This window comes from Loktanella sp. Alg231-35 (genome assembly GCF_900143545.1).
Lineage (GTDB): Bacteria > Pseudomonadota > Alphaproteobacteria > Rhodobacterales > Rhodobacteraceae > Yoonia.
In genome coordinates this window covers 375,877-402,709 of sequence record NZ_FREV01000002.1, presented here as the reverse complement: position 1 = coordinate 402,709, position 26,833 = coordinate 375,877, and the positions used below count along the sequence as shown (strand labels likewise).

General features: G+C 57.2%; 21 protein-coding genes. 12 read left to right on the top strand and 9 right to left on the bottom strand.

Annotated features, from left to right (window positions below; all coding sequences use genetic code 11):
* Window positions 1-9: 9 nt before the first annotated feature.
* Window positions 10-810: a DUF4198 domain-containing protein gene (locus DHN10_RS05565; protein ID WP_108814242.1), complete on the bottom strand. Its 801-nt coding sequence runs from the start codon at window positions 808-810 to the stop codon at window positions 10-12.
* A gap of 46 nt (window positions 811-856) precedes the next feature.
* Between DHN10_RS05565 and DHN10_RS05560 the strand changes: the two genes are divergently transcribed.
* The 3 genes from DHN10_RS05560 to tsf all read left to right on the top strand — a co-directional run bounded on the left by DHN10_RS05560 (window position 857) and on the right by tsf (window position 4,097).
* Window positions 857-2,185, top strand: a complete 1,329-nt coding sequence (locus DHN10_RS05560; RefSeq protein WP_234417039.1) for a HupE/UreJ family protein — start codon at window positions 857-859, stop codon at window positions 2,183-2,185.
* A 173-nt stretch (window positions 2,186-2,358) separates the two neighbouring features.
* Entirely contained in the window at window positions 2,359-3,150 is a 792-nt protein-coding gene (gene rpsB, locus DHN10_RS05555; RefSeq protein ID WP_108814240.1) for a 30S ribosomal protein S2, read from the top strand.
* Between the two features lie 74 nt (window positions 3,151-3,224).
* The gene (gene tsf, locus DHN10_RS05550; protein ID WP_108814239.1) at window positions 3,225-4,097 is read left to right on the top strand and encodes a translation elongation factor Ts; all 873 of its coding nucleotides are present in this window, start codon (window positions 3,225-3,227) and stop codon (window positions 4,095-4,097) included.
* A gap of 383 nt (window positions 4,098-4,480) precedes the next feature.
* Here the strand turns inward: tsf and DHN10_RS05545 are convergent, their stop codons facing one another.
* Both DHN10_RS05545 and aroQ read right to left on the bottom strand, forming a co-directional pair.
* Entirely contained in the window at window positions 4,481-5,242 is a 762-nt protein-coding gene (locus DHN10_RS05545; RefSeq protein ID WP_108814238.1) for a helix-turn-helix transcriptional regulator, read from the bottom strand.
* Window positions 5,242-5,685 carry a type II 3-dehydroquinate dehydratase gene (gene aroQ, locus DHN10_RS05540; RefSeq protein ID WP_108814237.1) on the bottom strand — a complete coding sequence of 148 codons (444 nt, stop codon included), beginning with the start codon at window positions 5,683-5,685 and terminating at the stop codon, window positions 5,242-5,244. Before aroQ ends, DHN10_RS05545 begins: the two co-directional genes overlap by 1 nt.
* 250 nt (window positions 5,686-5,935) lie before the next feature.
* On the opposite strand from aroQ, the gene DHN10_RS05535 reads away from it, so the two are divergent.
* Both DHN10_RS05535 and DHN10_RS05530 read left to right on the top strand, forming a co-directional pair.
* Window positions 5,936-6,574: a class I SAM-dependent methyltransferase gene (locus DHN10_RS05535; RefSeq protein ID WP_159086930.1), complete on the top strand. Its 639-nt coding sequence runs from the start codon at window positions 5,936-5,938 to the stop codon at window positions 6,572-6,574.
* A 215-nt stretch (window positions 6,575-6,789) separates the two neighbouring features.
* Window positions 6,790-7,296: a hypothetical protein gene (locus DHN10_RS05530; protein ID WP_159086929.1), complete on the top strand. Its 507-nt coding sequence runs from the start codon at window positions 6,790-6,792 to the stop codon at window positions 7,294-7,296.
* 10 nt (window positions 7,297-7,306) lie between these two features.
* On the opposite strand, the gene DHN10_RS05525 is transcribed toward DHN10_RS05530, so the two are convergent.
* A complete protein-coding gene (locus DHN10_RS05525) occupies window positions 7,307-9,520 on the bottom strand; it encodes a hypothetical protein (RefSeq protein WP_108814528.1) in 2,214 nt (737 codons plus the stop codon).
* Window positions 9,521-9,613: 93 nt separating this feature from the next.
* Between DHN10_RS05525 and DHN10_RS05520 the strand changes: the two genes are divergently transcribed.
* Window positions 9,614-11,926 (top strand): glycosyltransferase family 2 protein, encoded by a 2,313-nt coding sequence (locus tag DHN10_RS05520; RefSeq protein WP_234417038.1) that lies wholly within the window; start codon window positions 9,614-9,616, stop codon window positions 11,924-11,926.
* A 9-nt stretch (window positions 11,927-11,935) separates the two neighbouring features.
* Here the strand turns inward: DHN10_RS05520 and DHN10_RS05515 are convergent, their stop codons facing one another.
* On the bottom strand, window positions 11,936-13,003 hold the full coding sequence (locus DHN10_RS05515) for a glycosyltransferase family 2 protein (protein WP_159086928.1): 1,068 nt from the start codon (window positions 13,001-13,003) through the stop codon (window positions 11,936-11,938).
* Between the two features lie 494 nt (window positions 13,004-13,497).
* Between DHN10_RS05515 and DHN10_RS05500 the strand changes: the two genes are divergently transcribed.
* From DHN10_RS05500 to DHN10_RS05480, 5 genes are all read left to right on the top strand, one after another.
* The gene (locus DHN10_RS05500) at window positions 13,498-15,276 is read left to right on the top strand and encodes a sensor histidine kinase (protein WP_108814232.1); all 1,779 of its coding nucleotides are present in this window, start codon (window positions 13,498-13,500) and stop codon (window positions 15,274-15,276) included.
* Window positions 15,273-16,601 carry a sigma-54-dependent transcriptional regulator gene (locus DHN10_RS05495; RefSeq protein ID WP_108814231.1) on the top strand — a complete coding sequence of 443 codons (1,329 nt, stop codon included), beginning with the start codon at window positions 15,273-15,275 and terminating at the stop codon, window positions 16,599-16,601. The genes DHN10_RS05500 and DHN10_RS05495 overlap by 4 nt, the downstream gene beginning before the upstream one ends.
* Window positions 16,602-16,821: 220 nt before the next feature.
* Complete coding sequence (locus tag DHN10_RS05490; protein ID WP_108814230.1) at window positions 16,822-17,802, top strand: TAXI family TRAP transporter solute-binding subunit; 981 nt, start codon at window positions 16,822-16,824, stop codon at window positions 17,800-17,802.
* Between the two features lie 115 nt (window positions 17,803-17,917).
* Window positions 17,918-20,137 carry a TRAP transporter permease gene (locus DHN10_RS05485; protein WP_108814526.1) on the top strand — a complete coding sequence of 740 codons (2,220 nt, stop codon included), beginning with the start codon at window positions 17,918-17,920 and terminating at the stop codon, window positions 20,135-20,137.
* A gap of 171 nt (window positions 20,138-20,308) precedes the next feature.
* Window positions 20,309-21,277 carry a calcium/sodium antiporter gene (locus DHN10_RS05480; protein ID WP_108814525.1) on the top strand — a complete coding sequence of 323 codons (969 nt, stop codon included), beginning with the start codon at window positions 20,309-20,311 and terminating at the stop codon, window positions 21,275-21,277.
* Here DHN10_RS05480 and DHN10_RS05475 read toward each other — a convergent pair.
* The 4 genes from DHN10_RS05475 to DHN10_RS05460 are packed head-to-tail and all read right to left on the bottom strand — an operon-like array spanning window position 21,252 to window position 25,237.
* Window positions 21,252-22,538: a CoF synthetase gene (locus DHN10_RS05475; protein WP_159086927.1), complete on the bottom strand. Its 1,287-nt coding sequence runs from the start codon at window positions 22,536-22,538 to the stop codon at window positions 21,252-21,254. The genes DHN10_RS05480 and DHN10_RS05475 overlap by 26 nt on opposite strands.
* Entirely contained in the window at window positions 22,495-23,286 is a 792-nt protein-coding gene (locus DHN10_RS05470) for an MBL fold metallo-hydrolase (protein ID WP_108814228.1), read from the bottom strand. Before DHN10_RS05470 ends, DHN10_RS05475 begins: the two co-directional genes overlap by 44 nt.
* Window positions 23,283-24,269, bottom strand: coding sequence for an NAD-dependent epimerase/dehydratase family protein (locus DHN10_RS05465; RefSeq protein WP_108814227.1), 987 nt, complete (start codon window positions 24,267-24,269; stop codon window positions 23,283-23,285). Before DHN10_RS05465 ends, DHN10_RS05470 begins: the two co-directional genes overlap by 4 nt.
* Complete coding sequence (locus DHN10_RS05460; protein ID WP_108814226.1) at window positions 24,269-25,237, bottom strand: 3-oxoacyl-[acyl-carrier-protein] synthase III C-terminal domain-containing protein; 969 nt, start codon at window positions 25,235-25,237, stop codon at window positions 24,269-24,271. Before DHN10_RS05460 ends, DHN10_RS05465 begins: the two co-directional genes overlap by 1 nt.
* A gap of 151 nt (window positions 25,238-25,388) precedes the next feature.
* Here DHN10_RS05460 and gndA point away from each other — a divergent pair, with 151 nt between their 5' ends.
* Window positions 25,389-26,789, top strand: coding sequence for an NADP-dependent phosphogluconate dehydrogenase (gene gndA, locus DHN10_RS05455; RefSeq protein ID WP_108814225.1), 1,401 nt, complete (start codon window positions 25,389-25,391; stop codon window positions 26,787-26,789).
* Window positions 26,790-26,833 lie beyond the last annotated feature (44 nt).

Genomic DNA, 26,833 nt, shown 5'->3' with positions numbered 1-26,833 from the left:
CAATACCCGTTACTGAGGCACAGCAAACGTCAGATTGGCCCAAAGCGTCTCCCAGGACGCATTGGACGTCGCCGCCAGTTCAATGTTTGGGGCACGCAGGACAACCGCGTCAGCCATGTAGCGATAGCCGGGGCGCACCGGGAAGGTCGCAATGCCTTCGGCATTGGTCCGGTAAAGGCCAATGCCAACCCGCCCATCGGGCCCTTTTTCAAAAACCTCGACCTGCACATCGGCGCGCAATTCGTTACGGTAATAAACCTGTACCTTCATCCCTTCAGACAGATCGTCAGTATATGGGTTTTTGAGGGCGACAATCTCTGTCTCAAGGCCAACGCGCCGGTCACTGCCTTCACCGTTGCCCACGGCAATCAGGGTTTTGACATGGCGCGAATAGACCTCGCGAAAGCCATCAAGCGAGATGCCGCGTTCGATATGCTGGCTGCGGATGTCACCGAAATCCTTGTGATCGACAAACTTCTGAAACTTCTCCCATTCCTCATAGGTAACCGTTGCATTGGTCGCCTGATAGGCCGCGATATGAAGCCCCTCGCCAAGCGGTTGTTGCTGCAATGCTGGAATATCACCGGGGCGGCCGCTGACCTGCTCCGCATCATCACCAAGAAACAGGACGAAATTCACAAAGCGGTTCGGCAGAAAGGCTAAATCGCCGCCTGCAAATTCCTCCCCATTGACAATATTGGCTTCAAGGCTACCGTCCGCCTCAATCTGATACTGCAACGGTTCGATCCAAAATTCATGGGCCACCGCTGGCAGAGCAACAATGCTAAAAATGAGGGCAAGAAGACGCATGAGAACTTCCTTTTTGACTGCCGCAAAGGTGGCTTTTCTTCGGGTTTTGTCAAGCGCCGTAGTGGTTTGGTTCACAACACTGTCAGTGGCCAATGCGCACGAGGTTTTGCCTGCAATCGCTGATTTACGGGCCGATGATGATACCGTTACGGTTGAAGTCCGGGCCGACCTAGAAAGCTTTGTGGCGGGCATTGACCTGACCGAAGTGGCCGACACCAATGAAAGCGAAGCCGCTGCCACCTATGATGAGCTGCGCGCGCTGCCGCCCGCCGACCTGCAACAGCGATTCGAAGCCTTCTGGCCGCAGATGGCGCAGGGAATCACCCTGACCGCCGATGGCCAGCCGCTGATCCCTGAATTGGTGCAGGTTGACGTGGGCCCCGTTGGGAACGTCGAGGCTGCGCGACCCTCTACTATCACCTTCAACGCGAAATTGCCTGACGGTGCCGAGACATTGCAAATAGGCTGGGCGTCGGAATTTGGCGTGCTGGTTCTGCGGCAAATGGATGTACCTGAACCCTATGACGGCTATCTGGAAGCAGGCGCGTTGTCCGAAGAGTTTGGCCTGCGCGGCGGCAACCAGTCGACCGGCTGGGAAACCTTTGTTGATTATATCCCCGTGGGTTTTGACCACATCGTGCCAAAGGGTCTTGATCACATCTTGTTTGTGCTTGGCCTGTTCTTTCTGGCCGCACGGTTCCGTCCGCTGCTGTTGCAGGTGTCGCTGTTTACCGTGGCTCATACGATCACGCTCGCGCTTGCCGCTCTTGGTTACACGGCGTTCATGGATGATTTCTTTCTCGGCACGTTCGGGATTGAGTTCATCGCCGTGGTTGAGCCGCTGATCGCGCTCTCTATCGTTTATGTGGCGGTTGAAAACATCTTCATGAAAGGGATCAGCCCCTGGCGGCCCTTCGTGATCTTTATCTTTGGCCTACTGCACGGGCTGGGCTTTGCGTCGGTTTTGGCCGAATTTGGCCTGCCAGAGGCCACATTTGTGCCTGCATTGATCGGCTTTAACGTCGGCGTCGAAGTGGGCCAGTTGTTCGTGATTGCCGTGATGTTCCTTTGCGTCTGGCAAGCACTGCGGATTGATCGCGGCGCAAACGAGGCCGCACGGGGCTTTGTGCTTTATGGCGTCTTGCTTGCTGTCGCATTGGCCTTGATCGCACTTGATCCTGCGGGGCTTTCTACGCTGCTGGAAAACCCTGTCTGGCTCTTTGCGGGGCCGTTGGCCGCGGTCTTTGTACTTTGCATGGCGTCCATCGGGCTGCGCGACCAACAAGAGGCTTACCGCCGTCTTGTGGCCGTGCCATGCTCGCTCGCTATCGCATTTGTCGGCGCCTATTGGTTCATTGAGCGGACAATTCTTTGAAATACTGCCTTGGGACCGCCCATGGGCTTGCACCACCTGTGAACGCCAGCTATAGGGCGCTCACTTAATCCCGCAGGCGGGGGCGGGTGTGTTGGGGAGAAATCCCAAGACATCCACCGGTTGGCACAACGCTGATCCCCCGCTGAGGCTTGAAACCGGAAAAGGAAAACGACATGGCTCTTCCCGAGTTCTCCATGCGTCAGCTGCTTGAAGCAGGCGTACACTTTGGCCACCAGACAGCGCGCTGGAACCCAAAGATGGATCAATACATCTACGGATCACGCAACGGCATCCACATCATGGACCTCACACAGACGGTTCCGATGCTGGATCAGGCGCTGCAAGTCATCCGTGACACAGTCGCAAAAGGCGGCCGCGTTCTGTTCGTCGGCACCAAGCGCCAAGCAGCCAAACCAATCATGGATGCTGCCGAGAAGTCAGCGCAGTTCTACATGAACCACCGCTGGCTGGGCGGCACACTGACCAACTGGAAAACTGTTTCGCAGTCCATCAACCGCCTAAAGGCAATTGATGAAGCCTCCGCAAACGGTTTTGCCGGTCTGACCAAGAAAGAGCGTCTTGGCATGGAGCGTGAGCAGGGCAAACTGGAAGCGTCCTTGGGCGGTATCCGCGAAATGGGCGGCGTGCCTGATCTGTTGTTCGTCATCGACTGCAACAAAGAAGATCTGGCCATCGCAGAAGCCAACAAACTGGGCATCCCAGTTGTGGCAATTGTTGACACCAACTGCTCACCCGCAGGCGTTGACTATGTGATCCCCGGCAACGACGACGCGGCCCGCGCCATCGCACTTTATACCGATCTGGCTGCACGTGCTGCCCTTGACGGTATGACCGCACAGATGGGTGCCGCTGGCATCGACATGGGCGAGATGGAAGAACTGGTTGAGGAAGCGGTTGCTGAAGAAGCTGCCGCAGAAGCACCAGCCGAAGCCACCGCTGAGTAAGCGTCACTAAATTAGTCGGGCAGGGGCCATCGGCCCCGCCTGCAACGCATTATACCTCTTAAGGAGAAAGTAACATGGCAATCACCGCTGCAATGGTGAAAGAGCTGCGCGACAGCACAGGCGCAGGCATGATGGACGCCAAAAAGGCGCTGACCGAAAACGACGGCGACATGGAAGCCGCTGTTGACTGGCTGCGCACCAAGGGCCTTGCAAAGGCTGCAAAGAAATCCGGCCGTACCGCTGCTGAGGGCCTTGTGGCTGTCGCAGTGAAGGGCGGCAAAGGTGTTGCGGTCGAAGTGAACTCCGAGACCGACTTTGTTGCGAAAAACGCCGACTTCCAGAAAATGGTTGCTGGCATCGCTGATGTGGCTTTGGGCACATCTGACATCGACGGTCTGAAAGCCGCCGACATGGGCGGCAAGTCCGTGGAACAGACAGTGACTGACGCGGTTGCCGTGATCGGCGAAAACATGTCCGTGCGCCGTATGGCAGCACTCGAAGGTGCGTCTGTTGTGAACTACGTCCACAATGCAGCGGCACCCGGCATGGGCAGCATCGGCGTTCTGGTCGCAATGACCGGCGACAACGAAGCGTTTGGCCGTCAGGTCGCAATGCACATTGCGGCTGCCAACCCTGCATCCTTGTCCGAAGCTGACCTTGATGCGGCCGTGGTTGAGAAGGAAAAGCAGGTCCAGATGGACATTGCACGCGAAAGCGGCAAGCCAGAAGCTGTGATCGAAAAGATGATCGTAGGCCGTATGAAAAAATACATGGCCGAAGTGACGTTGCTGAACCAGCAGTTCGTCGTGAACCCTGACCTTACGGTTGCAGCGGCTGCGGCTGAAGCAGGCGTAGAAGTCACAGGCTTTGTTCGCCTCGAAGTCGGCGAAGGCATCGAAAAAGTCGAAGAAGACTTTGCCGCAGAAGTGGCCAAGCTGAACGGCTAAACGACCCTAAGACCCTGAAAATGCAAAAACGGCCCGCATACAATACATACGCGCGGGCCGTTTCCCTTTTCTGGGGAGAAAAGTGCGACTCTGCTACGGGAAGACGATGCAGAGCCGCAACGGTAATCACACCGGGCCATTTCGGGACGAGGACCGGCGCCATCGTGGGCGCTGACGCAAACGGGCAAACCCGCAGCGCCAACATGCAAATCACAGGGCCCTGAAATCACAGGGTTTATGAGCTGCCGTTCCCAGGCCTTAGGCCACCACTCACGGAACATGTTCAGAATGCCCGTTTACCTAACGTTAAGAAAGTCAGGGAAACCTGACCATTTGGAAAATCTTGTGTCTTTTGCCGCGGCGTCAAACGCAACAAGATGTCATCAAAGATCGGCGTCGATCACAAACATCTGGTTATAAAACGCAGCCTTTAGAACGGCTTGCGCTGTTGTTTCGACGTCTAGCGCTTCGCGCGCCAATCGCAAGTGCTTTTCCACAGTCGCAGCAGTCAGTCCAAGCAAAAGAGCGATATCCTGCGTCGTCTTGCCATCGCCGACCCATTGCAACACCTCGCGCTGGCGTTTTGTCAGGCGCCGTTCACCCGAATAGGGCAGGGTCAGCAGCTTGAGATGCATGACGTTGTTCATCACGATGATATCGTCGCCATGTTTCGCCCAGACCTGCTCAACCGCGTCCTGCGTCATCCCGGCCTTGGCGGTCAGGGCAATGGCACCCTTGGTCCGCTCAGAGATGGATCGAAAGCTAACCGTGTAACCGGCGGTGACATCCATCGATTTGTTGAAGTCCATTACGCGCAGTTCACTGGCGGTCAGGTTATCAACGCGGTTCATATCCATCATCCAGCGCCAGCTACAGGCACCGTTGTTGGCCAATGCCCACCGGAGCATCGGGGCGTGGTAATACAGGCCTTCATCAAAGAACACCTTCATATACTCGCGGCTTTGTGTCGACAGTAGCACCCAGTCCTGCGGATCACCCAGCCCGGTGGATGTGCGGTAACGCGTGTAGCCGTACATCAGACGATCAAACCCATAGGCCGCCATCTGACGGGTGTGGATATCCCACAGTTCTTCAACCGTGCTCGCGTTTGTCAGCTTTTCAAGCGCCTTCACAACTGCGGTCATCAACTATCCCCGATGTATGAAATAAGTGCTTCCATCGCGAGGGGATAACCAGCCGCGCCAAACCCGCAGATCTGCCCCACAACAACGCGCGAGATATAAGAGGTTTTGCGGAACTCTTCACGCGCATGAATATTGGACAGGTGCAATTCGACCGCAGGCAAGGCCACGCTCGCTATCGCATCCATCAGCGCAACGGAGGTGTGCGTATAGGCCCCGGCATTTAAAATGATCCCGGCGTGAACGCCACGCGCGGCATGGATCGCATCGATCAATGCGCCTTCGTGGTTGCTTTGACGAAAATCGATGGTGACACCCATCTCTTTCGCCTTTGCAACGCATAGCGCTTCGATATCGGCAAGCGACGTCGGCCCGTAAACTTCTGGTTGGCGGGTGCCAAGCATGTTCAGGTTCGGGCCGTTGAGGATCAGAATGGAACGGGTCATGCGGTGTCTCTAACAGCTTTTAGCTATTGGTTAAAACGGTATTTGGATGCGGACCATAAACCGTGGTGCGTTGCAACACTTAGTTGCCCCAAGCACCCATCCCACAGCCGTTTGAAACGGGTCAACGCGCGCCAGATACCAGCAATTCAATCCGGTGCTGGTTCTGGGGACTACCATTTGTCTGCGTGGGTCTGTAGACATTTCAAAATGCATGAATTTGTGCGGCATGCCGCAAGCGAAGGACGAAAAGATGGCAAAAACACGGATGCAAAAGGTCAAGGGGGACCGCTACTACGGCAAAATGGCCGCCGATTATGAAGCGGTCAGGACCAAGCAACCCTGGTGGACCATCGAACAAGACGAGATGAAAAACCTGCTTGCCGGCTTGCCACGTGATCTTAGCGTCGTTGATATCCCCTTTGGGACAGGGCGTTTCGTGCCATATTATCTTGAACGGGGATATGACGTTTTTGGCTTGGATGCCTCGAAGGATATGATCGGTTCGGCGCAGGAACTGCTTGGCGTTGAATTTGACAAATGCACCACCACCACCGGGCTATCTCACGAGCTTCCTTACGAGGACGGGCAATTTGACTTGTTAGTCAGCACCCGGTTCTTGCGCGATATCATCCTGTACCGCGATGTGAAGAAAACCCTTGCAGAGTTCGCCCGCGTGACCCGCAAGTTCGCTATTCTTCAGCTTGGCGTGAAATTGACCGAACCCTATGTCATCCCACCGGATGATGAACGGATGGGCAGCCGCATGTCGGTTGATCAAACGCGCGACATGCTGTCCGAATACGGTTTTAAGGAAATTGATGCCCGCAAGGTCAAGGATGTCGCCGACAAAACATCAGAGATCCGCCACATCCTCTGCGAACGGGTCTAGAGGCGGTGTTTGTTGAATTGCTGGGCCTACCGGCCAGCGGCAAATCAACGTTGACGACGCAGATATCACAGCACTACGGCAACTTGGATGTTGTGCTGAAATCCATCGGTAGCATTGCGGATCAGGATCCAGGTCTTCCAGGCTTTGTTCGCCGAAATACAGTGCCAAGGGCAATCTATCGTCTAGAGCAGTTTCGCGCATCTTATTCCGATTGCATGCCGCTCATTGACATGATTTTCGATGCGGAACTGGCGCAAAAGGCATTGCTGGTCGCCACTGCGATTGATTTTCAGACGTATACAGCAAATCGCGCGCTCAGTGACATTGCTGTCGTCGATGAAGGCTTCCTGCATCGCGGGGTCTATGGTCTGGCCAAAAGACCAGAGCTGGCAGATCAGTTAGATGCTTACTGTCATGCCATACCAGTGCCTGACGCTGTTATTTTTGTTGATCTACCAGCCAAACAGGCCTTTGAACGCGCCGTCGCGCGTTTGTCGCAGCGTGTCAAAGCCAAGAAAACCCAAGCGCAAATCCTGACGCGGGTAAAAAAGGCGCATGGTGACGTAACAACATTCGAACACAGGCGATCTGTCATGCAGCAGGCCGCAAAGCATATGGCAGGGCGAGGCGCGCATGTGATCCAGCTTGATGCCCTCGCGCCAGTGGCCGAGGTCCGCGCGCAAGCAATCGCTGAATTGGATAGAATTCGTATGCAGCCCTAGGGTCTCGATCCTAGCCGAGGTCGCGCAGTCCACGCCGTACACCGGGGTTGGGATTGCGCTGCAGCACATAGGCGGCCAACGCCTTGGCCAGATCGATATGTCCCTTGGCCACTGCGCGCTTGAACAGCTCTCGCTGATAGCGCGGCGAACTGCGCCGTTGTCGCAGCAATTGATAGTAATCCGCAGAGGTCAGCGTGCCATCCAATGCCCCCAGAATGATCGGTTTGAGGATCCCCATCTGGTTCAACGAACTGCCCAAACGGTGCCCGAGCAACGGCGCGCGCAGCCGCTGCACATTGTCATGCGTGAACCGTGCCGCATGCTGGGCATCCAGCGGCTCATAAGGATCATAGATCAACGACACTTGCCGCGCGGCTTTACTCACTTCGGCGGCATCGCCGTAGGGGCCGGTGAAATCCCGGTCCCAGACCACTTTGTAGCGCGTTTCCCAAGGCACAACCGTCTTATCCACCGTGGATTGGGGCGAGATCGCCACCACATCGCACCCCGGTGCCGCGGGCGCAAAGGCGCAGGCCGCATAACCGCCCATGGATGCGCCATAGAACACAACCCGTTTGAATTGCTTGAAAAACCCCTCATCCCGCAACCGGTCGAATTGGGCGCAGACCCAAGGATCGCGGTACCAGGTCCACCCCCCAGCCAGCACGCCCAGCATTGACCAACCTTGCTGCGTGATCAGATCATAGCCCCAGGGGCGGCGGTCATCGCGTTTCGTCATGGTAATGTCGAGGTTATCGAAGGTCACAACCAAAGTGTCTGTGCTTTGCGGCGCATACAGAAAACTATGGCCATGCGGCCCATCCAGATACCATCCGTCTTTCCCTGCAAGTTTTTGCGCAATAGCCGACCACGCGGCGGCGTTGCTTGCCGGGGCCTCTTTTACAATCGGCGTCAACCGGATCCGCGAGACAGGTTTACCGTCGCTGTCATGGGTCGAAAGCACAATGTTATCACCATAGCCGCGCAGGAAGGGGAACGCCCCGGACCCTTTGCGGATATCCGTGAACAACCGGCTGTCCGAATGCAGTAAGCCATCAAGAAGGGGGGCAAGGAACTTGACCTTGTGCCGGTCGCCAAACCCCGCGAGGTTCAGCACAACATCGACGGGGCGCAGCGCGTCGGCTTGCCGGATCACCTTGATCCGCTCTGGTTCCACGTCATTGTCGGTCAGGAAGGTGATGTATGGGGCGATCCAATCGGCGTTATCACCCTGAAACGCGCCACGCTTGTCCACGTTCACCAGATGCACATCGCAATCGAATTTGTGGTGCATAGCAAGGCAAAGCCCTTTGGCCCCACCGCTGATGTCGGCGACTGACTGCACATCGCGTAGGTCCACATCATCCACCAATGCGCCATCAAAGACCGCAACACCACGCCCCTTGATCGGGGCCTGATGCGGGACGATCCCATGCTTGCGCACAAGCATGTCCAGATAGCTGCCTTTGGGGGGCAGGCCGCTGTGAATATTGCCTAATTGCCGTTTGTTGGAGGCCCAGAGATGCAGCGCGGTTGTTTCATCCGTGATGAGACCCTCTGCCAGTTCAGCACGGCGCAGAAACTTGGTCCGATCCCGAAACGTCAGCGGGTAAAAGGCGTTGAGCGGCTGCACATGGTCCTGCAAACCCAACGCATGCACATAATGGGTCACCATCAATGGCCCCCACACACCCCAAGGCTGCTGGGTGATATGTACCGGATCGCCCGCATCCGCGCGTGCCTGCATGTCGCGCCGTTTGCCACGCGGCAGAAACGGGGCAATCGATGTGCGGTCCGACGTGAACGCCAACATCTGCGTCAGCATCTCACTGTCGGCAGGCAGGCCCAACACCGCGTTGTTCACACGCTTTTCGCCCGGCAACTCAAACCCAAAGACATAGTCGCTGGCGTAATCCATAGGCCGGTGACAATAGACATCCGTATCAACCCAGATCATGCCGGGGTTCTGGTGGATCATATGCAGGCGGAACCAATCAGCAAAAAGCGCAAAGCTGTTCTTTTGCTCGTATTTGATAAAATCGTCAGTATCGATGATCTCGCGCCCGTCACGGCGGATCACACCGTCGGGCACATTGGGGATATCTTCGTAGGAAAACAGGGTGATCTTCTGGCCCTGATCGACAAAGGACTTCAGGCAAAGCTGCTCCATCCAGCTAAGGGCACCGCCAATCCAGAGCGTTCCAACTTCGCGTACCCGTGCCATCATGTCCCCTTTTGCGACTTGGGTTGTTTCAAATCACGCAGGTCAGCGTCAACTGCTAAATGCCCCCATGGTCGGGCATGATGCAGACTTGTGTTGATCCGCAATTGCCCCAATAAGATCAGCTATGAAGACCCGCAGCCTGCAAATCGGCCAGTGATGGCTGGCACAGTGATCCATCGCCGCCTGACGGGGCAGGTGCTGGGCGACCACCACTTGATTGATATGGTCATGCAGCAGTCGGGCGACCGGTGCCGGGTGACGCTATATTTTTTGGATGGGGCGGACCCTGCCGCCATCACGGCTCCGCAAGGTGGGGCACTTGTTGATGCCAAGAGCATCGGTGGGTCTGTGGTTCTCAGCTATCAATGTCCTGCGGGCGACGCGCCTGTGTTTTTCATTAGTGAACAGCCGGTTCAGGTCACGCCAAGCCCACCAGAACAGGATATCTTTGAAGGGCGCAACGCCTTTGTTGCCATCCGAAACGGTGAACCCGCCCGGATCGTGCGGGACTGGCTGCAATTCCATATCCGCACCCAAGACCTGCAAGGGGTGGTGCTTCTTGACCGCGCCATGCCCGACAGCGACCCATCGTTTGACGCAGAGCTGGAGCAGGGCCTTGCGGCGCTGGACCAGCCTTGCACGGTGATGGTCCTGCGCAGTGATACACCACTTGGCAAACCCAATTTGCCAGCCGAAGCGCACCCATTCTGTGCGCCCGGTGCGCCCGGCAAAGACCGTATGAAAATCCCGCCGCCAGCCCCTTGGGCGGCACCACTTGGTGCGCTCAACTGGTTCGAGATCGCCAAGGACCGCTTTCTGGGGCAAGCGCGCGCCGCAGCCAACGTCGAAGTGCATGACCTGCTTGTACCCGAAGGTGACACCGTATTTGACAAATCGATTGCCGCCCAAAACGGTGTTGTGGCGCTGATTGGACAGCATTGTTATCCTTGGCGCCTGCGCAACGCGCGCGAGATCCATTTTGGCGACCATATCTGCACGCAGTTCGATGCAGACCGGGGGCGCAAACGCTGGTGCATCGCCCCGTCCAAAGCGCCCGAAGACGCCACTTGGCGGCTTCTGCGGATCGGAAACGCGCTGGCCGACCCACGACAGATCCAGCGTTTTCATCGGCATATGGCGCTGCGGCATCCCACCGACAGTGTTTCAACCATCGTGCCCAAAAGTTCCTTGATCGAAGATGACGCGCTGCGACGGCAGGCCAAAGACGCCTTTGGCCACAAGGCCCTCCGCGCGCCCAAGGTGAAGCTTAGGAATGTGCCTAAGGGCAGGGGCCGCCGGGCGATTATCACGACGATGAAGAATGAGGGGCCGTTTATCCTTGAATGGCTGGCCTATCACCGGGCCATCGGGTTTGACGATATCCTTGTTTATACCAATGATTGCACTGACGGCACCGATACGATGCTTGATTTGTTGATGGACAAGGGCATCGTGACCCATCGGGACAACAAGTTTCAGCAAATGAGGCTGCGCCCGCAACATGCGGCACTGCAAATGGCCGAGGATGAGCCAATCATTCAAAAGGCAAAATGGGTGACCTGCATCGACGTCGATGAATATGTGAACATCAAAGTAGGCGACGGCACGCTGGATGCGCTGTTTGCGGCAGTGCCAGATGCGAACCTAATTTCCATGACATGGCGTTTGTTCGGGAACGGCGATGTGGCTGGGTTCAACGATGCACCGATCACCGAACAGTTCCAGTCTTGCGCCCATGAAGACACCCGCAAGCCGCATCAAGCATGGGGTTTCAAAACATTGTTTTTAAACAATGGGATATTCCGCAAACTTGGTGTGCATCGCCCCAAAGGGCTGAACCCGCAGCTTTGGGACAAGATCACTTGGGTGAACGGATCAGGGCAGGTGATGCCCCGCAACATGTTCCGCAACGGCTGGCGCTCGACGGCGGCGACCTATGGGTATGATCTCGTGCAGCTGAACCATTACGCGGTACGCTCCGCCGAGAGTTTTCTGGTAAAGCGTGACCGCGGGCGCGTGAACCATGTCGATCGGGATCAGGGTTTGGCATATTGGTTTCGGATGAATAACAACGTGGAAACAGATGATTCCATTAGGAAAAACCTTCCGCTGATGCGGGGCACGTTGGCTAAACTCATGTCCGATCCAGAGATTGCCGCAGCCCACGCGTCAGCCGTTACGGCACATCGGACCAAGATCACAGAGCTGCGCGATACACCGGCCTATGCGCATTTCTATGGCCAACTTACTGGCGACAGATTGCAAAAGCTCTCGCGTCTGCATGGGCATTTTGGGGCCCATGTGTATTTGGCTGGGCCTGACTCTTTGCCCAACGACATCACCGACAAAGACCCCGACGCGGAGTGGTTCTTTACCGTCGATTTGCCTGAGACAACCAAGCATTAGATACTGATATTATTGATTTTTTTCTGCGCGTTTACGCTGTGCAATCTCGCGCCGGATTGCGAATAACTGCTTAAGCAGTGAAACCTGCTCACCCATATCCAGCACCCGCGTCTCGGGCATCTGCCTGATCCGGGCCATCAGATAGAAATAGTCCGAGGTACGCAAAAGTGCCTTGATCTTTGCCTTGCGCCAGGAGACGCCAGCCGCATGCAGCTCTGCCACGGTTTGGTCCTGCATCAACGCCGCAATTCCATCGCGAATGGCCTTGCCGTGCCGCTGGATGCGGGTGTCGGTGACCGTGTTGAAGTTGCGATCTGACCAATAGGCCAAATCAATCGGATCAGAGGTGTGATTGGGCTTGCCGCGGGCGGCCTTGACCAGAAAACTCTCAGCGGAACCGAGCGCGTAATGGTTGATCTGCGCCAGGCCATAGCGCGGATCGGTCGTTGGAACGACAGTACCCAGGTGCCGGGGCAGGGGTTTGCCGTTGCCATCAACCCAATGGGTCATTGCGTCAGCGCTTGATGCTTTCGGGTGATGAATGCCCAATTTTTCATATGTACCGGTTTGTTTATAAAGCGATTTATACTGCACCGCACGCCACGGCCAAACCAATGCTTTGGGGGCTGCCTTGGTGAATTGGTCAGTGACCGGCGTATCGTTAAACACTTGCACACTGGCATTACCAAACATGCGCCATGGAATGGCAAAGCCTTCTGCTTCAGGTACCGCCGCCATCAGATCAGCGATCTTACCGTCGCCCGCATGAATGCATAAAAACTCATCCACATCAGTGACATAGATCCAATCAGCATCGCGCGTTAGCGGATGCCGCTGCGCCTTGGTCAGCGCACGCCATTGCACGGTTTTCTTGCCACCGGAATGATTGCGCACGTGGCTCAGAACGCCCATCGCATCAAGCCGGTCCAGCAACGCATCCGTGCCATCGTCACAATCGTTGCTAAAAACAAGGAAATCCGTGACACCAATATGTCGGTGGTACGCAATCCATTCAAGGATGAACGGGGCCTCGTTGCGCATGGTTGTGATCGCGAGAATGCGCAAAACGGGCCTCATTGATTGCATAGCTTGCTTAGGCCAATGGCTGGACCGGGTCAAACATGCACCGGTTGGGCAGTCAAAAAGGATTACGAACAACCGGGGCTGCTGCATACCGCCGGGCGTGATATTGGGGCAACGGCCTGAACTGGTCTATCTGCGTGCGGGTCAGTCATTGCGGCCGGGCATCGAGGGGCTAGGTGTGCAGAAGCCGATTGTCGCATAGCGTTAGTTTATTGGTGTTTGGTTGCCGTTAATATTACATAATACTGATTATGCGATATACACCACCTTAAGACTACGCATACGTCCCGCCTATCATATTGCCAAAGCAATTGCCTATCAGGTTGGTGTTCCTTGTGCTCCTGAATACGTGGACGATTTCAACAAGCCCCAGCCGCATGTCAGAGAACTTGTCGGTTCCATGATGGCGAGTGATGCTGTTTCCATTGCACACCCACTTCACATTTTCCATCTGTCCAACCGCACGCGTCTCACGCATAGTTTGCACCATGACTCTGTCCCGCAAACGCATCTTTGGTCTGATTTCAGCGCTTGGCGTGGTGACGCTGCTGATCGGCGCGGCGTCATTTCCCGCGTTAGAGCGGCACGAGATGCGCCAGCAAGCGGCGCGTGATGCTGTGTCATTGACGCTAGCAGTGGCCGGACTGCGCGCTGCGTTGGAACGATACGCCCCCCTGCCCGCGTTGATTGCTGAACGGCCCCGGCTTGCCGCGCTGCTGGACGACCCTGGCAACGGCAGTTTGCAAGCTGCCGTGAATGAGGATTTGCGGCAAACGGCTGCCACCGTGAAGGCATCCGATGTATATCTGATGGATATCTCTGGCCGCACCCTCGCGGCGGCATCTTATCGCGACGCTGGCAGTTATCTTGATCGCAACTTCAGCTATCAGAGCTATTTCACCCAGGCGTTGAACGGCGATCTGTCGAGTTTTTCGATCTACGGCACGACAACCGGTGAACGCGGGTATTTCTACGCCGCCCCCGTTGAGGACGGTGAACGGATCGTTGGCGTTCTGGCCATCAAGTTCAATATTGCCGCCTTTGAAAGCATCTGGCGTGGTGCTGACAGCGCCTTTATTGTCAGTGATCGCAATGACTTTGTGTTCATGTCATCGCGCCCGGATTGGCATTTTCGCGCCATTCGTCCGCTCAGCGATGCCACATTGCGCGTTATCGCCCAAAACCTGCAGTATCCCATTGATCGTATTGACCTTTTGCCGATCACCCGCACAGAATTGAACGCCGAGGCAGAGCTGGTCTATATCGAAGGTACGCCGCGCGAAAGTTTCGCGCTGACCTCGCAAAGCCTGCCTGATCTTGATTGGACCATGGCCTCGCTGACCCCGACCCGGCCAGCGACCTTGCAGGCGCTGACAACCCTGCTCATCGCCGGGCTGACCACGGGTCTGGCCTTGGCTGCCCTGCTCGCCTTATTGCTGCGTCAGGCCCGTCAGGCCGAGGCCTTTGCCCATGAGAAGCGCAGCAAACGCGCGCTTGAGGTGGCCGTGGCAGAGCGTACCGCTGATCTGGAAACGGCCCTGTCCGATCTGCGCCAGACACAGACCGATCTTATTCAGGCGGGCAAGCTGTCTGCCCTTGGGCAAATGTCAGCCGCCCTTAGCCATGAGTTCAATCAACCGCTTGCCGCGGTCAAATCCTATGCTGACAACGCCGATGCATTCCTTGCCCGCGATCAGATTGCACACGCCAAAGAGAACATCGGGCGGATTTCCAAGATGGCGGACCGCATGGCGACAATCTCGGCCCATCTGCGCAATTTCGCGCGCAGACCGCAGCAAGCCACCGGGCCGCTGTTGCTGAATACAGTTATTCAAGACGCGCTTGCCGTGATTGATATGCGCCTCCGCTCTGGCAGCGGCGTGGTTGATTATCCCCCCCTCGCGCAGGAGGTTTGGGTGACGGGTGGTCATGTGCGCCTACAACAGGTCATCGTTAATCTGATTAATAACGCGCTTGATGCGATGGACGATCAGCCAAACCCGGTTGTCCTGCTCAGCGTCAGCGGCACAACCGTTCATGTGCGTGATACTGGTCCGGGATTGGACCCAGAGGCCGTATCGCACATCTTTGATCCGTTCTTTACTACCAAACCCCCCGGCAAGGGTTTGGGGCTTGGCCTGTCGATTTCATTCAACATCGTCTCGGATTTTGGCGGCACGTTGAGTGCCGAGAACCATCCTGATGGTGGCGCTGTTTTTTCAGTCCATCTGCAACCTGCCACCCCCATTAAGGTCGCCGCCCAATGAAGCAATCTGTCATTTTTGTGGACGATGAAGAAGAGCTCCGCAACGCAACGGCCCAAACCCTGATGCTGGCGGATATCCCGGCCGATGTTTTTGACAATGCCGATACAGCGCTGGCCAAGGTCAGCCGTGGGTTTGCGGGTGTTCTGGTCACCGATATTCGGATGAAGGGCCATGATGGGCTGTGGCTGATGCGCAAGGTGCTTGAGATTGACCCAGAGTTTCCGGTCATTCTGGTGACCGGACATGGCGATGTGAACCTTGCCGTGCAATCGATGCGCGAAGGGGCATATGATTTCATCGAAAAACCCTTTGCCCCTGCCCGGCTGGTGACAACGATCCAGCGTGCTTTGGACAAGCGCCGCCTGACGGTCGAAAACCGTGCGTTGAAACGCGAAGTTGGCGGGCGCGACAAGCTGGAGGCACGACTGATTGGGCGTTCTGATGCGATGGTTACCCTACGCAAGCAGGTTCGCACGATTGCGGAAACCGATGCGGATGTGCTGATCACCGGTGACACTGGCGTTGGCAAAGACCTGACCGCGCATGCGCTGCATGATCTGTCCGCCCGTGGCCCGCACCCTTTTGTCCATATCAACTGCGCCGCACTGCCCGTTGATCTGGTTGAATCAGAGCTGTTCGGCCATGAGGCTGGCGCCTTTCCCGGGGCCATGCGCGCCCGGTTTGGCAAGTTCGAGTTTGCCCGCCAAGGCACGGTGTTTCTCGATGAGATCGACAGCTTGCCCGTTGCTGTACAGGCCAAACTGCTGCACGCCATTCAGGATCGCCAGATCACGCGGCTTGGGTCCAATGATCCGGTGGCGCTTGATATCCGGGTGATTGCTGCGTCCAAAACGGATCTTGCACAGGCCGTTGCCAAAGCTGGGTTTCGAGCGGATCTTCTGTATCGGTTGAATGTTGTGACCCTGCATGTGCCGCCGCTAAGCGCGCGGCGCGATGATGTGCCATCGCTGTTTCTGAACCTCGCCGCACAGGCAGCAGCGCGATATTCAAGGCAATTGGGCGATGTGCCTGCATCCTTGCTTGCACAGTTGGCCACGCAAGACTGGCACGGCAATGTACGCGAGTTGCGCAATGCAGCCGACCGCTTTGTGCTGGGGCTTGATCCCGCCAATGTGACGTCACCAGTAGACGACACCACGCTTGCCGCCCGCATGGCGGCCCATGAAAAGGCGCTGGTTCTGGCCGCATTGACCGCGCAGGGTGGCAGCCTGAAACAGACGTATGAAGCGCTGGGACTGTCGCGCAAAGCGCTTTACGAGAAAATGCAAAAGCATGGGATTTCCAAGGCAGACGCGGCAAGCTGACGGCTTTGTCCCTTTGGCGACACAGCAAAACCCCGGTTTGTCCCCTTCCCGACCCATCTGCCGGATTAATTGCCAGCTGTTACCGCAAACATGGTGAACGATCCCTTGTGCCAAGGCGACCCGGTGATGGACCACAACGCCATCCGGCCTAGTTGCAAAGCGTGATTAGGTCACGATCCGATCCGGGAGAGATCGGTGATTTTTGTGGAGGACAACAAATATGAAAATCGCAGCACTTATCGCGACAACTGCTTTGACAGCAACAACAGCATTCGCAGATGGCCACACGGCTGACTGGCCAGAGAGCTTTACCGTGGGTACGGCATCGCAGGGCGGCACCTACTTTGCCTATGGCTCCGGCTGGGCAAACCTTGTCGCCGAAGAACTGGGCCTGACAGGTGGTGGCGAAGTCACAGGCGGCCCGATGCAGAACATGGCGCTGGTCCACACAGGCGACGCGCAGTTTGGCATGACAACCATGGGCCCTGCGGCGGAATCCCTTGCCGGCACCAACCCCATCGCACCCGGTCTGGAAATGACCAACGCATGTGCAATGTTCCCAATGTATCAGACGCCGTTTTCGGTCACGGCGCTGTCCTCATCGGGCATCACATCCGTCGCGGATATTCCTGATGGCGCGCGTATCGGCTTTGGCCCTGCGGGTTCAACCTCTGACACCTACTTCCCACGTATGATGGAAGAGCTTGGCGTGAACTTTGAACGCCGCAACGGCGGCTGGACTGACCTTGGTGGTCAGTTGCAGGATGGTCTGCTGGACGTGATCGCATTTGCCGCCGGTGTGCCTGTACCTGCGGTCAGCCAGTTGGAAGTGCAAACGGACGTGAACATCATCGAGTTCACCGAAGACGAGCAGGCAACCATCATGGCCGCCTTCCCTGTGGCCCAGTTTGACATCGCCGCTGACACTTACACCACGCTGGAAAGCGATGCGCGTTCTGTCTCTATGTGGAACTTTGCGATTGCCAACTGCGATCTGCCTGCGTCCTTTGTAAAAGCCGCAGTAGATGTGGTGATGTCCGATAACGAGCGGATGGTGAATATTCACCGTGCGGCACGGTCCACCCTGCCAGAGAATTACACAAAGAATGCAGGCGTGCTGCCATGGCACCCTGGTGCGGCCGAGTGGTTCATCGAGAACGCAGGCGCAGACATTCCTGCCGACCAGATCTTCGGTAACTAAGATCACCTGACCCAAGGCCGCGCGAGACGCGGCCTTGGGCGATTTACTATTCTTAAGCTATGAATGCCGCCAGCAAACCCTGATGGGGTGTCTGCTGATATGCGAGGGCCATGCCATGATCACCGACACCCAAAAAGAAGATCAGACTGAGGGCCCTGTCATTGCAGATGGCGTGGATGATGAGCCTGTTGAACACAACCGCCGCGTCTTTACGGGCCGCACCTATATGGCCATCGCGGCACTGTCGGGCTTCTACGCGCTCTTTCACATGGCGGCCCTGAATGGGTGGTCGATTGAAAGATGGACTGACATTGATATCCCATTCTTGCCTGTATTCCCGATGGAGACATGGAATTTTCGCATCGTACACATTGCAGGTGCACTGATCCTTGGCTTCACGCTTTATTCCGCGCGCGCTTTTCCTGAAAAGGACAGCAGCGGTAAGCACCCGCTTGACTATCTGGCTATGCTGGCGCTGCTCCCTGCCCTTTATGCCTGTTACACCGCCATCAGTTTTGCGGCCCAAATTCGGGGCGGCGTGATGTGGAACGGCATTGATGAAGGCATCAAAGCAGCAGAAACCTATCACTATGGTTATCCGCTAATCGCTGCCACCGCCCTTGGCATCGTCATTGGCTGGCTGCGCCCCCGCGTGCGTGGCACGATTGCCCCCGCTGATATCGTGCTAAGCGTTTGCGGCATTGGCGTCGCGATCTACTTGATCACAATCTTTGGCACGCTGATGCGCAACTCCACCGGCACACCCTTCGCCCCAATCGGGATGAGCCTTGCTGCTGTCGCGGGTACCGCCCTGATCATGGAACTGACCCGCCGCGTTGCAGGCCTTGCCCTGATTATCATTGCGGGCGTGTTTCTGATCTATGTCTTTGTCGGCGATCTGTTGCCCGGCTTTCTGAACGCGCCCGACATCACGTGGCAGCGCTTTTTCAGTCAGGTCTACACCGATGCAGGTATTCTTGGGCCAACAACGGCAGTGTCGTCCACTTACATCATCCTGTTCATCATCTTTGCAGCGTTCCTTCAGGCCTCAAAAGTTGGCGACTACTTCGTCAACTTTGCCTTTGCGGCAGCCGGGCGCGCCCGTGGTGGCCCCGCCAAGGTGGCCATCTTTGCATCCGGCTTGATGGGTATGATCAACGGCACCTCTGCTGGTAACGTGGTGGCAACTGGCTCGCTTACCATCCCGTTGATGAAAAAGGTGGGCTACAAGCCCACGACGTCCGGCGCGGTTGAGGCCGCAGCATCGACCGGTGGGCAAATCATGCCGCCGATCATGGGGGCTGGTGCCTTTATCATGGCCGAAATTACAGGCATTCCCTACACCGAGATTGCCATCGCAGCGATCATCCCCGCGGTGCTGTATTTCGTCTCTATCTACTTCATGGTTGATTTTGAGGCGGCGAAATTGGGGATGCGCGGCATGCGCGAGGATGAACTGCCAAAGTTCAAAGACATGGTGCGCCGGGTCTTCTTGTTTCTGCCGATCATCATTCTGATTGGCGCACTCTTTATGGGGTATTCAGTGATCCGCGCGGGGACGCTGGCCACAGTGGCGGCGGCTGTTGTCAGCTGGTTCACGCCCTACCGCATGGGGCTCGGCTCTGTCGCCAAGGCGTTTGAGCTGGCCGGGATCATGTCAATCCAGATCATCGCTGTTTGTGCCTGTGCAGGTATTATCGTTGGTGTCATCTCGCTGACAGGTGTTGGCGCGCGGTTCTCATCCGTGCTGTTGAACATCGCCGAGGCGAACCAGTTGCTCGCCCTGTTCTTTGCGATGTGCATCGCGATCCTGCTGGGCATGGGCATGCCGACAACGGCGGCCTATGCCGTTGCGGCGTCGGTTGTGGCCCCCGGTCTGGTGCAGCTTGGTATCCCAATGCTGACTGCACATTTCTTTGTCTTCTACTTCGCCGTCGTCTCGGCCATCACACCACCTGTGGCGTTGGCGAGTTATGCCGCGGCAGGGATATCGGGGGCGAACCCAATGGCCACCTCTGTGGCATCGTTCAAGATTGGCATCTCGGCCTTCATTGTGCCGTTCATGTTCTTCTACAACGGGGCGATCTTGATGGATGGCACCTGGTTCGAAGTCATCCGCGCAGGGGCGACGGCAGTTTTTGGTGTGTTCCTGCTGTCCTCTGGCGTGCAAGGTTGGTGGGTCGGTGACCGGGCGGCATGGCCGATACGGATCGGGCTTTTGGTCGTGGCTCTTTTCATGATTGAAGGCGGCTGGATCTCTGATCTGATTGGAATTGGCGGCGCGGTGGCCCTCTTTGCACTGGCACAGATGACTCGACCAAAGGTTGCAGCCTAAGCATCTGAGAAACCAAAGAAAGGCAGCCCTTGCGGGGGCTGCCTTTTTGCTGTGGGCTTGTAACGCTGCGGCACGGTGCTAACTGGGGCAAAAGGCTATTACACTCGTGCAAAAAATCGGGTAAGCCCGCGGAAACGCCATTCGCAAAGACCAGTGATCGGGACACACATCTTGTTTGAATTGACAACTTACGAGCTTTTTGTCTTGTCGGCTGGTGCTATGGCCTTTGGCCTTTTCCTTTTAATCAAAGGCGGCGACTGGACGGTGGACGCCGCCGTTTTTGTAGCCGAACGCACGGGCCTTTCCCCGCTGTTCATCGGCGCGACGATTATTTCTTTCGGGACTTCGGTGCCGGAACTTTTCACTTCTGTGAACGCCAACCTTTCGGGCTTTCCCGGCATCTCATTGGGTAATGTACTGGGCTCTAACGTCGCCAATATCCTGCTGGTTCTGGGGGCAACGGCCTTTGTTTTTCACGTCTCGGCCAAGCCGAAGGACCTGTGGAAAGACCTCGCGATGATGTTGGTCTCGACCGCCATTCTGGCCTACGGGATGATGATCGGTAGCTTTAGCCAGGTGTTCGGTCTGATCATGTTCGCCATTCTCGTGGCGTTTGTGTTCTTTCAATACAAGACCGACTGCATCCAACTTGAAGACGATGATGATGACGAAGATGCGGGGCCCGCCATCACCACGATGAAGGGCGCGGCTTTGGTGCTGCTTGCCGGGCTTGCAGCCCTTGCCATCGGGTCAGAGCTTTTGGTGCAGGGTGCGGTGCAAACAGGGACCGCCATCGGCGTACCAGAGGCGGTGATCGGCATGACCGTTGTGGCCTTCGGCACATCACTGCCGGAATTGTCCACCTGTATCGCTGCCGCACGCAAACAATCCGTTGGCCTGATCCTTGGCAATATCATTGGTTCGAACACGTTCAATATCATGTCGATCGTCGCTTTGACCGCGATCATCAAACCACTTGATGTCGATCCTGTCCTGCTTGGGTTTGAACTCTGGGCGACGGTCGCCGTGGCCGTTGTGTTCAGCCTTTGGATGTTGACGGTTGGCAAACTGACCAAGCCGATGGGCACGGCAATGCTCGCCGGTTATGTGGTCTTTATTGCCTATCAATACCTGCAATAGGCACACCGCCCCGCCAGCGGTTTTCGACCCGCCGCAGCTTGCGTGACATATCCGGTTTCAAATCAGCGGCCCTGACGATAACACGGGCGGTCGCCGACCACGCCCTAAGGGCGCCCATGACCGCTTGCAGAACTGCGTCGCAGTCAACGCCATATGGCACCAAAACCTCAATCTCTGTTGCACCTGTTTGAATGATCCGAAAATCAGTGATCTTGCGATCCGCATCGACAACGGCATTGCGCATGACGTCAGGTGTGATCGTCATACCGGCCAACGTAAAACAATCGTCTACCCGGCCCACAACTTCTGCCACGGTCTGATGCGGTAGCCCACAGGCACAGGGCGGCCCAAGCCGGATCAGATCATTCATCCGGTAGCGCGCCATGATCTGGGTGCGGCGGCTGAAGTCGCTGACAATCACCGCGCGCAGATCGGGATCGTCGCCAACCTGCGGCAGTTCAAAATGCATCGTATCTTCGCAAAGGTGCAGCGTGCCTTGTTCGCAAGACACCGCAAACAATCCTTCAGTCGCCATATAAATCTGGCGAAGGGGCCGATTGAAATGGGCGGCAATAAAGGCCGCATCGACAGGGTCGAGCGTCTCTGCCGCAGCAAAAACATGCTCTGGCGCAAGCGGCATCGCCTGCATGGCTATCTGACGCAGGACTTTTGGCGGGGCAATAATCACGGTCGGCTGAAACGCTGCCAGATCATCCTCCCACGGTTGCCCGATATCGAAAAACCGCAGTTTCAGGCGCTGCATCCGGTTGGCACTGTCATAAAGCGGCGTATTCAGAGGCAAGAGCACCGCAACCCTGTGGCGCTTACGCCAGAACCCCGGTAGCGCTTTGGCAAGGATTGAACCCAGCCAGCGAAACCGTTCAGCCTGAGAAATCACAAACAGGCCCCGATTGCCGCTGGTGCCGGTGCTGGCCCCCACAACCAGTTTGCCGATCTGCTTTGACCCGGCAAATGCCTGCCATCCCATTTCGGCGGTGATGCCTGCGGTATTGAACGCCGCGAAATCAGCCATCAGCGTGGCTTTGTCGATGATCGGCAGATCATCCAGTGTCGTCACCTTGCGCCCCGCATAGAACGGCACCTGCGGCACATCGCGTTGCAACCAGTTGTGCAGCTTTGCTGCTGTCCGCCCCTTTAGCTGTGCGCGTGTTTTGATCCGCCGCGCAAGCCAATAGGCCAGCAAAGCATGGCGCACCTCAAACATCTGGCGCCCAGTCCCACTGGGTTGGGGCCGGATCATGGCAAAGCATCACATCACCCCCCGCTTGGGCAAAGGCGCACACCAGCGCCACAGACCGGGCAGCCGCCTGCCCATCATCGGCAATCAGGGATGCGGGCAGCCCCGGACAGCGATCCTCGTGAATGGCCGCCAGCACCCATTGCGTATCAACGGCATAAAGCAGCGGTGTTTTCCCTGTAAAACACAAACCAAAATGCCCCGGCGCATGGCCCGGCAGAGGCACCCCAATCACGCTGCCATCCCCTAACAGATCATACCCCTGCCCCAGCCCAAACGGCAGTGCCGCCAGACGATAGGACCGCAAATCGATCTGCCGTTCTACGAAATCCTTGGGCAGCAATTCCTTAAACACGCCGTGCCGCAACGCATCTGTAACCTGATCATCAGTGACAAACCGGGCATTGGGAAACGCAGGCAGGTAGGCCACATGATCAGCATGCAGATGGGTGACAAAGATCAAGTTAACGTCTTCGGGGTCGAACCCATGCGCGGCCAACAAGGCCAATGGGCTTTGTAACGCTTGCAGCTTGGGGCCAAGCACCCGGTCATAGGCGCGCAACGCCCAACTGCGCCCCGGTGCTTGGGTGACTTGCGGACCATAACCTGCATCAATCAAAACCGGGCCAAAAGTAGGGTGGATGATCAGCCCCACGCGCACTTGCAGATCAACGGGTCCACGCCCACCGTTGAGAACCCAACGCGCGCGGGTCCGAATGCTGGCAGTGTTGGTGAAAATAGGTCGGATCACAGGACACCCTGCCGCATCGCACCGTTAGCAAAGGTGCGGCGCAGCCCTTCTTCGAAATTGACCTGTGGTTGCCAGCCCAAGGCGGTTTGCGCATGCGCAAGGCTCATGGTTTGCCGGTAGCGCAGGATACCAAGGGCATAGGCAGTCGCTGGTGGTTCCGGTTGTCCGGGCAATGTCTTGGCCATTCGTTCCATCACGCGCACAGCCGCCAAAGCCGGGCCAAACGGCAGGTCGCGCCACCGCAGCGGCACATCACATTGCGCACAGGCCGCCGCAACGATATCGGGCAAAGCGACACCCTGCCCGCCTGAGATATTGAATACTTCGCCACTGACAACAGGATCGGCGGCAATGGCGCGCTGACAGGCGCTAACCACATCATCGACGTGGGTGATATCCGTCGCACCCGCAGGCGAGAACCGCGGCACCGCTCGCGAACGGGCGACCCGCATCAGACGCGGCAAAAGGGCGGTATCACCGGCCCCATAGATCCCCCTTGGGCGCAGCACGATGGGGTGCAGATCATTGAACTTCAACACTTCCCGCTCTGCGGCATATTTTGTCCGCGCATAGGCATTCACAAACTTCGGGGCTGTCTGCGCCTCGCCCAGCCCGTCCTGATCACAGAATTGGAAATACACACTTGCCGTCGACACAAAGACAAAGCGGCGCGCGCGCAATGCGCGGGACAGATGCAGCAGGTTTTTTGTGGCTGTGACATTCGCCGTTTCAAAGGCGGCATCACGCCCCCAAGGCGACGACAAAGCGGCGCAATGCACAACCGCATCAACCGCGCCAATCCGGTCGCGGTCTGCGGCGGGCACCGGATGCGCCAGATCAAGCGCGACGCTGCGCAACCCCAGCGCCTTGAGCCGCGCCAGCTTGGCGCGATCCCGCCCTGTTGCAATCACTCCCTGATCACACAAGGCAAGCGCCAGATGTGCACCCAGAAACCCCGTCGCTCCTGTCACCAGAACCGCCATCAGAACGTCACCGCGGCACCGCCAAATGATACGCCAGCCGATGTGCCCAGCAACAAGACTTTGCGGCCCGTCTGCAAACGATCGCGGGCATGGCCCAGTGCAAAGGGAATCGAGGCCGCGATCTGGTTGCCATAGTCGGCGCAGATATCCACGACTTTGCCTGCATCAAACCCGCAGTGGCGGATCATATGTTGCAGCGCCATCGGGCTGGCCTGATGCGGGACAATCAGATCAACCTCTGCCTTGGTCCAGCCTGCATCTGCAAGCAGATCATCCACAAACCCGCCGAAATACTTGGAGGTCAGACGAAAGAGCGCCTTTCCGTCCATGTCAAAAAACGTATTGGCGGCAAAGGCCTCGGGCTCTGCCCGGAAATCGTATCGCGTGCCCCCGGCCCCGATTTTACAGATGTCATAGCCGCTGGGATAGCTGCGAAAGCGCGTCACAAAGGGGGCGTCGCTGTCCTCGACCACCGCCGCTGCCGCACCATCACCAAACAGGCCCGCCACTGCGGGTTTGCTGTCCCAAGGCAGTCCGCGTGATGCCACCTCGGACGAGATAATCAGCGCGCGTTTGAAACGGCCCGATGCGAGCATACCCGCGCAAGCCTCAAGTGCGGTGACAAAGCCCAGACAGGTGGCGTTCACGTCAAAACCGAAGGCAGCGCCATCGGGGATACCCAGTGCCGCCTGATAGGCAGGCGCAGTGGCCGGGATCAACTGGTAGGGCACGGCGGCCGCACTTATGATCAGGTCAATGTCACGCGGCAGTAGCCCTGCATCGCTCAATGCGGCCTGTGCCGCCGCCGTGCCGAGTGTGATCTGGCTCTCTTCGCCGGAACAGACGTAACGCGTCTGCACGCCTGTCAGGGCCGCGATCCGGCCTGCGACCAATCCCAGTTGGCGATCAAGCGCTGCTGACGTGTCTCTCCGCTTAGGCAGCGCTGTGCCGATGCCTGCGATTTTCATTGGTTTGGTCTTTCGTCAATCATTTTATGAACATTGCTCATGAATGTGCGAAATACAAGAGTAAGCTCACAGAACATTTTTCTGTGTCGGGTTTTCCTTACCTCTTCGAAGGCTTATGTCGGTGTCAGACCATAAAGGCGAGGGAACATAAATGAGTAACGCGGACATCGGCCTGATTGGCCTTGGCACGATGGGCGCTGCCCTTGCATTGAATATCGCAGACAACGGGTTTGACGTGGCAGTCTGGAACCGGACAACCGCGACAACCAAGGAATTCCACGCCACAGCCGGTGATCTGGCAGCGCGGATCACCCCAACAGATACGCTTGAGGAATTGGTCAGCGCCCTGAAATCGCCCCGCACCATCATCTTGATGGTCCCTGCCGGGCAGGCGGTGGATGATCAGATCGCGGCCCTGCGGCCCTTGCTGAACGACGATGATATGATCATCGACGCTGGCAACGCCAACTTTCACGACACCAACCGACGCGTCAAAGAGGCCGGCAAACTGGCGTTCCTTGGCATTGGCGTCTCTGGCGGCGAAGAAGGCGCGCGGTTTGGTCCATCGATCATGGGCGGTGGCAAGCGCGCGTATTGGGACCGGGTGGCGCATATCCTGACCGCAATCTCGGCCAAGCATAAGGACGCACCCTGCGCCACATGGATGGGCGAGGAAGGGGCCGGGCATTTCGTCAAGGCCGTTCACAACGGGATCGAATATGCCGACATGCAAATGATCGCCGAGGTTTACGGCATCATGCGCGATGGTCTGGGCCTTGATCACGGTAAAATCGCCGAAACCTTTGCTGCCTGGGATAAGGGCCCGTTGCGCAGCTATCTGATTGAAATATCAGGCAAAGTGGCGGCCGCCACTGATCCTGAGACCGATCAGCCGATGCTGGATGTTATTGTTGACGCGGCAGGTCAAAAAGGCACCGGACGCTGGACCGTGATCGAGGCACAGCACCTTGCCGCGCCGATCCCCGCCATCGAGGCCGCTGTGGTTGCGCGCAACCTGTCATCGCAGAAAGCGGCCCGTGCAGCCGGTGAAGACCTCTTTGGCGCGGCCCCACGGCACCTGCCCCATGACATGCTGTCGCTTGACACATTGGAGCAGGCGCTGATTGCGGGTAAAATCCTGTGTTACGCCCAAGGGTTCGGAATGATCGCCAAGGCCTCCGAGGCCTTCGGCTGGTCCCTGCCCCTACCTGCCATTGCCGAGGTTTGGCGCGCGGGCTGCATTATCCGTTCCGATATGCTCGATGATATGGCCTCTGCCTTGCGCGACAATGCCGACCAGAACCTGATGATGGCTCCAAAGTTCGCCAACGCCTTGAAGGACACCCACGGCGCGTTGCGGCAGGTGGTGGCGCAGGCGGCACTGCACGGGCTGGCCTTGCCAGCGCTTTCATCCGGATTGGCCTATTTCGATGCTATGCGTACCGCACGCGGGACCGCGAATATGATCCAAGGACAGCGTGATTTCTTCGGCGCGCATGGGTTTGCGCGGGTTGATGGCGGCGAAGGGCACCACGGGCCATGGGGCGCTTAATCGGGCGGCAAACAAACTTATGACAAAAGTCTGACGGCAAATCC

Excerpts from the sequence above, each read along its gene's own strand:
- DHN10_RS05545 (WP_108814238.1), bottom strand. The coding sequence starts at position 5,242 with ATGACCGCAGTTGTGAAGGCGCTTGAAAAGCTGACAAACGCGAGCACG.
- gndA (WP_108814225.1), top strand. The coding sequence starts at position 25,389 with ATGAGTAACGCGGACATCGGCCTGATTGGCCTTGGCACGATGGGCGCT.
- DHN10_RS05535 (WP_159086930.1), top strand. The coding sequence starts at position 5,936 with ATGGCAAAAACACGGATGCAAAAGGTCAAGGGGGACCGCTACTACGGC.
- DHN10_RS05490 (WP_108814230.1), top strand. The coding sequence starts at position 16,822 with ATGAAAATCGCAGCACTTATCGCGACAACTGCTTTGACAGCAACAACA.
- aroQ (WP_108814237.1), bottom strand. The coding sequence starts at position 5,685 with ATGACCCGTTCCATTCTGATCCTCAACGGCCCGAACCTGAACATGCTT.
- DHN10_RS05475 (WP_159086927.1), bottom strand. The coding sequence starts at position 22,538 with ATGATCCGGCCCCAACCCAGTGGGACTGGGCGCCAGATGTTTGAGGTG.
- DHN10_RS05530 (WP_159086929.1), top strand. The coding sequence starts at position 6,790 with ATGCCGCTCATTGACATGATTTTCGATGCGGAACTGGCGCAAAAGGCA.
- rpsB (WP_108814240.1), top strand. The coding sequence starts at position 2,359 with ATGGCTCTTCCCGAGTTCTCCATGCGTCAGCTGCTTGAAGCAGGCGTA.
- DHN10_RS05460 (WP_108814226.1), bottom strand. The coding sequence starts at position 25,237 with ATGAAAATCGCAGGCATCGGCACAGCGCTGCCTAAGCGGAGAGACACG.
- DHN10_RS05565 (WP_108814242.1), bottom strand. The coding sequence starts at position 810 with ATGCGTCTTCTTGCCCTCATTTTTAGCATTGTTGCTCTGCCAGCGGTG.
- DHN10_RS05495 (WP_108814231.1), top strand. The coding sequence starts at position 15,273 with ATGAAGCAATCTGTCATTTTTGTGGACGATGAAGAAGAGCTCCGCAAC.
- DHN10_RS05515 (WP_159086928.1), bottom strand. The coding sequence starts at position 13,003 with ATGAGGCCCGTTTTGCGCATTCTCGCGATCACAACCATGCGCAACGAG.
- DHN10_RS05465 (WP_108814227.1), bottom strand. The coding sequence starts at position 24,269 with ATGGCGGTTCTGGTGACAGGAGCGACGGGGTTTCTGGGTGCACATCTG.
- tsf (WP_108814239.1), top strand. The coding sequence starts at position 3,225 with ATGGCAATCACCGCTGCAATGGTGAAAGAGCTGCGCGACAGCACAGGC.
- DHN10_RS05500 (WP_108814232.1), top strand. The coding sequence starts at position 13,498 with ATGACTCTGTCCCGCAAACGCATCTTTGGTCTGATTTCAGCGCTTGGC.
- DHN10_RS05485 (WP_108814526.1), top strand. The coding sequence starts at position 17,918 with ATGATCACCGACACCCAAAAAGAAGATCAGACTGAGGGCCCTGTCATT.
- DHN10_RS05525 (WP_108814528.1), bottom strand. The coding sequence starts at position 9,520 with ATGGCACGGGTACGCGAAGTTGGAACGCTCTGGATTGGCGGTGCCCTT.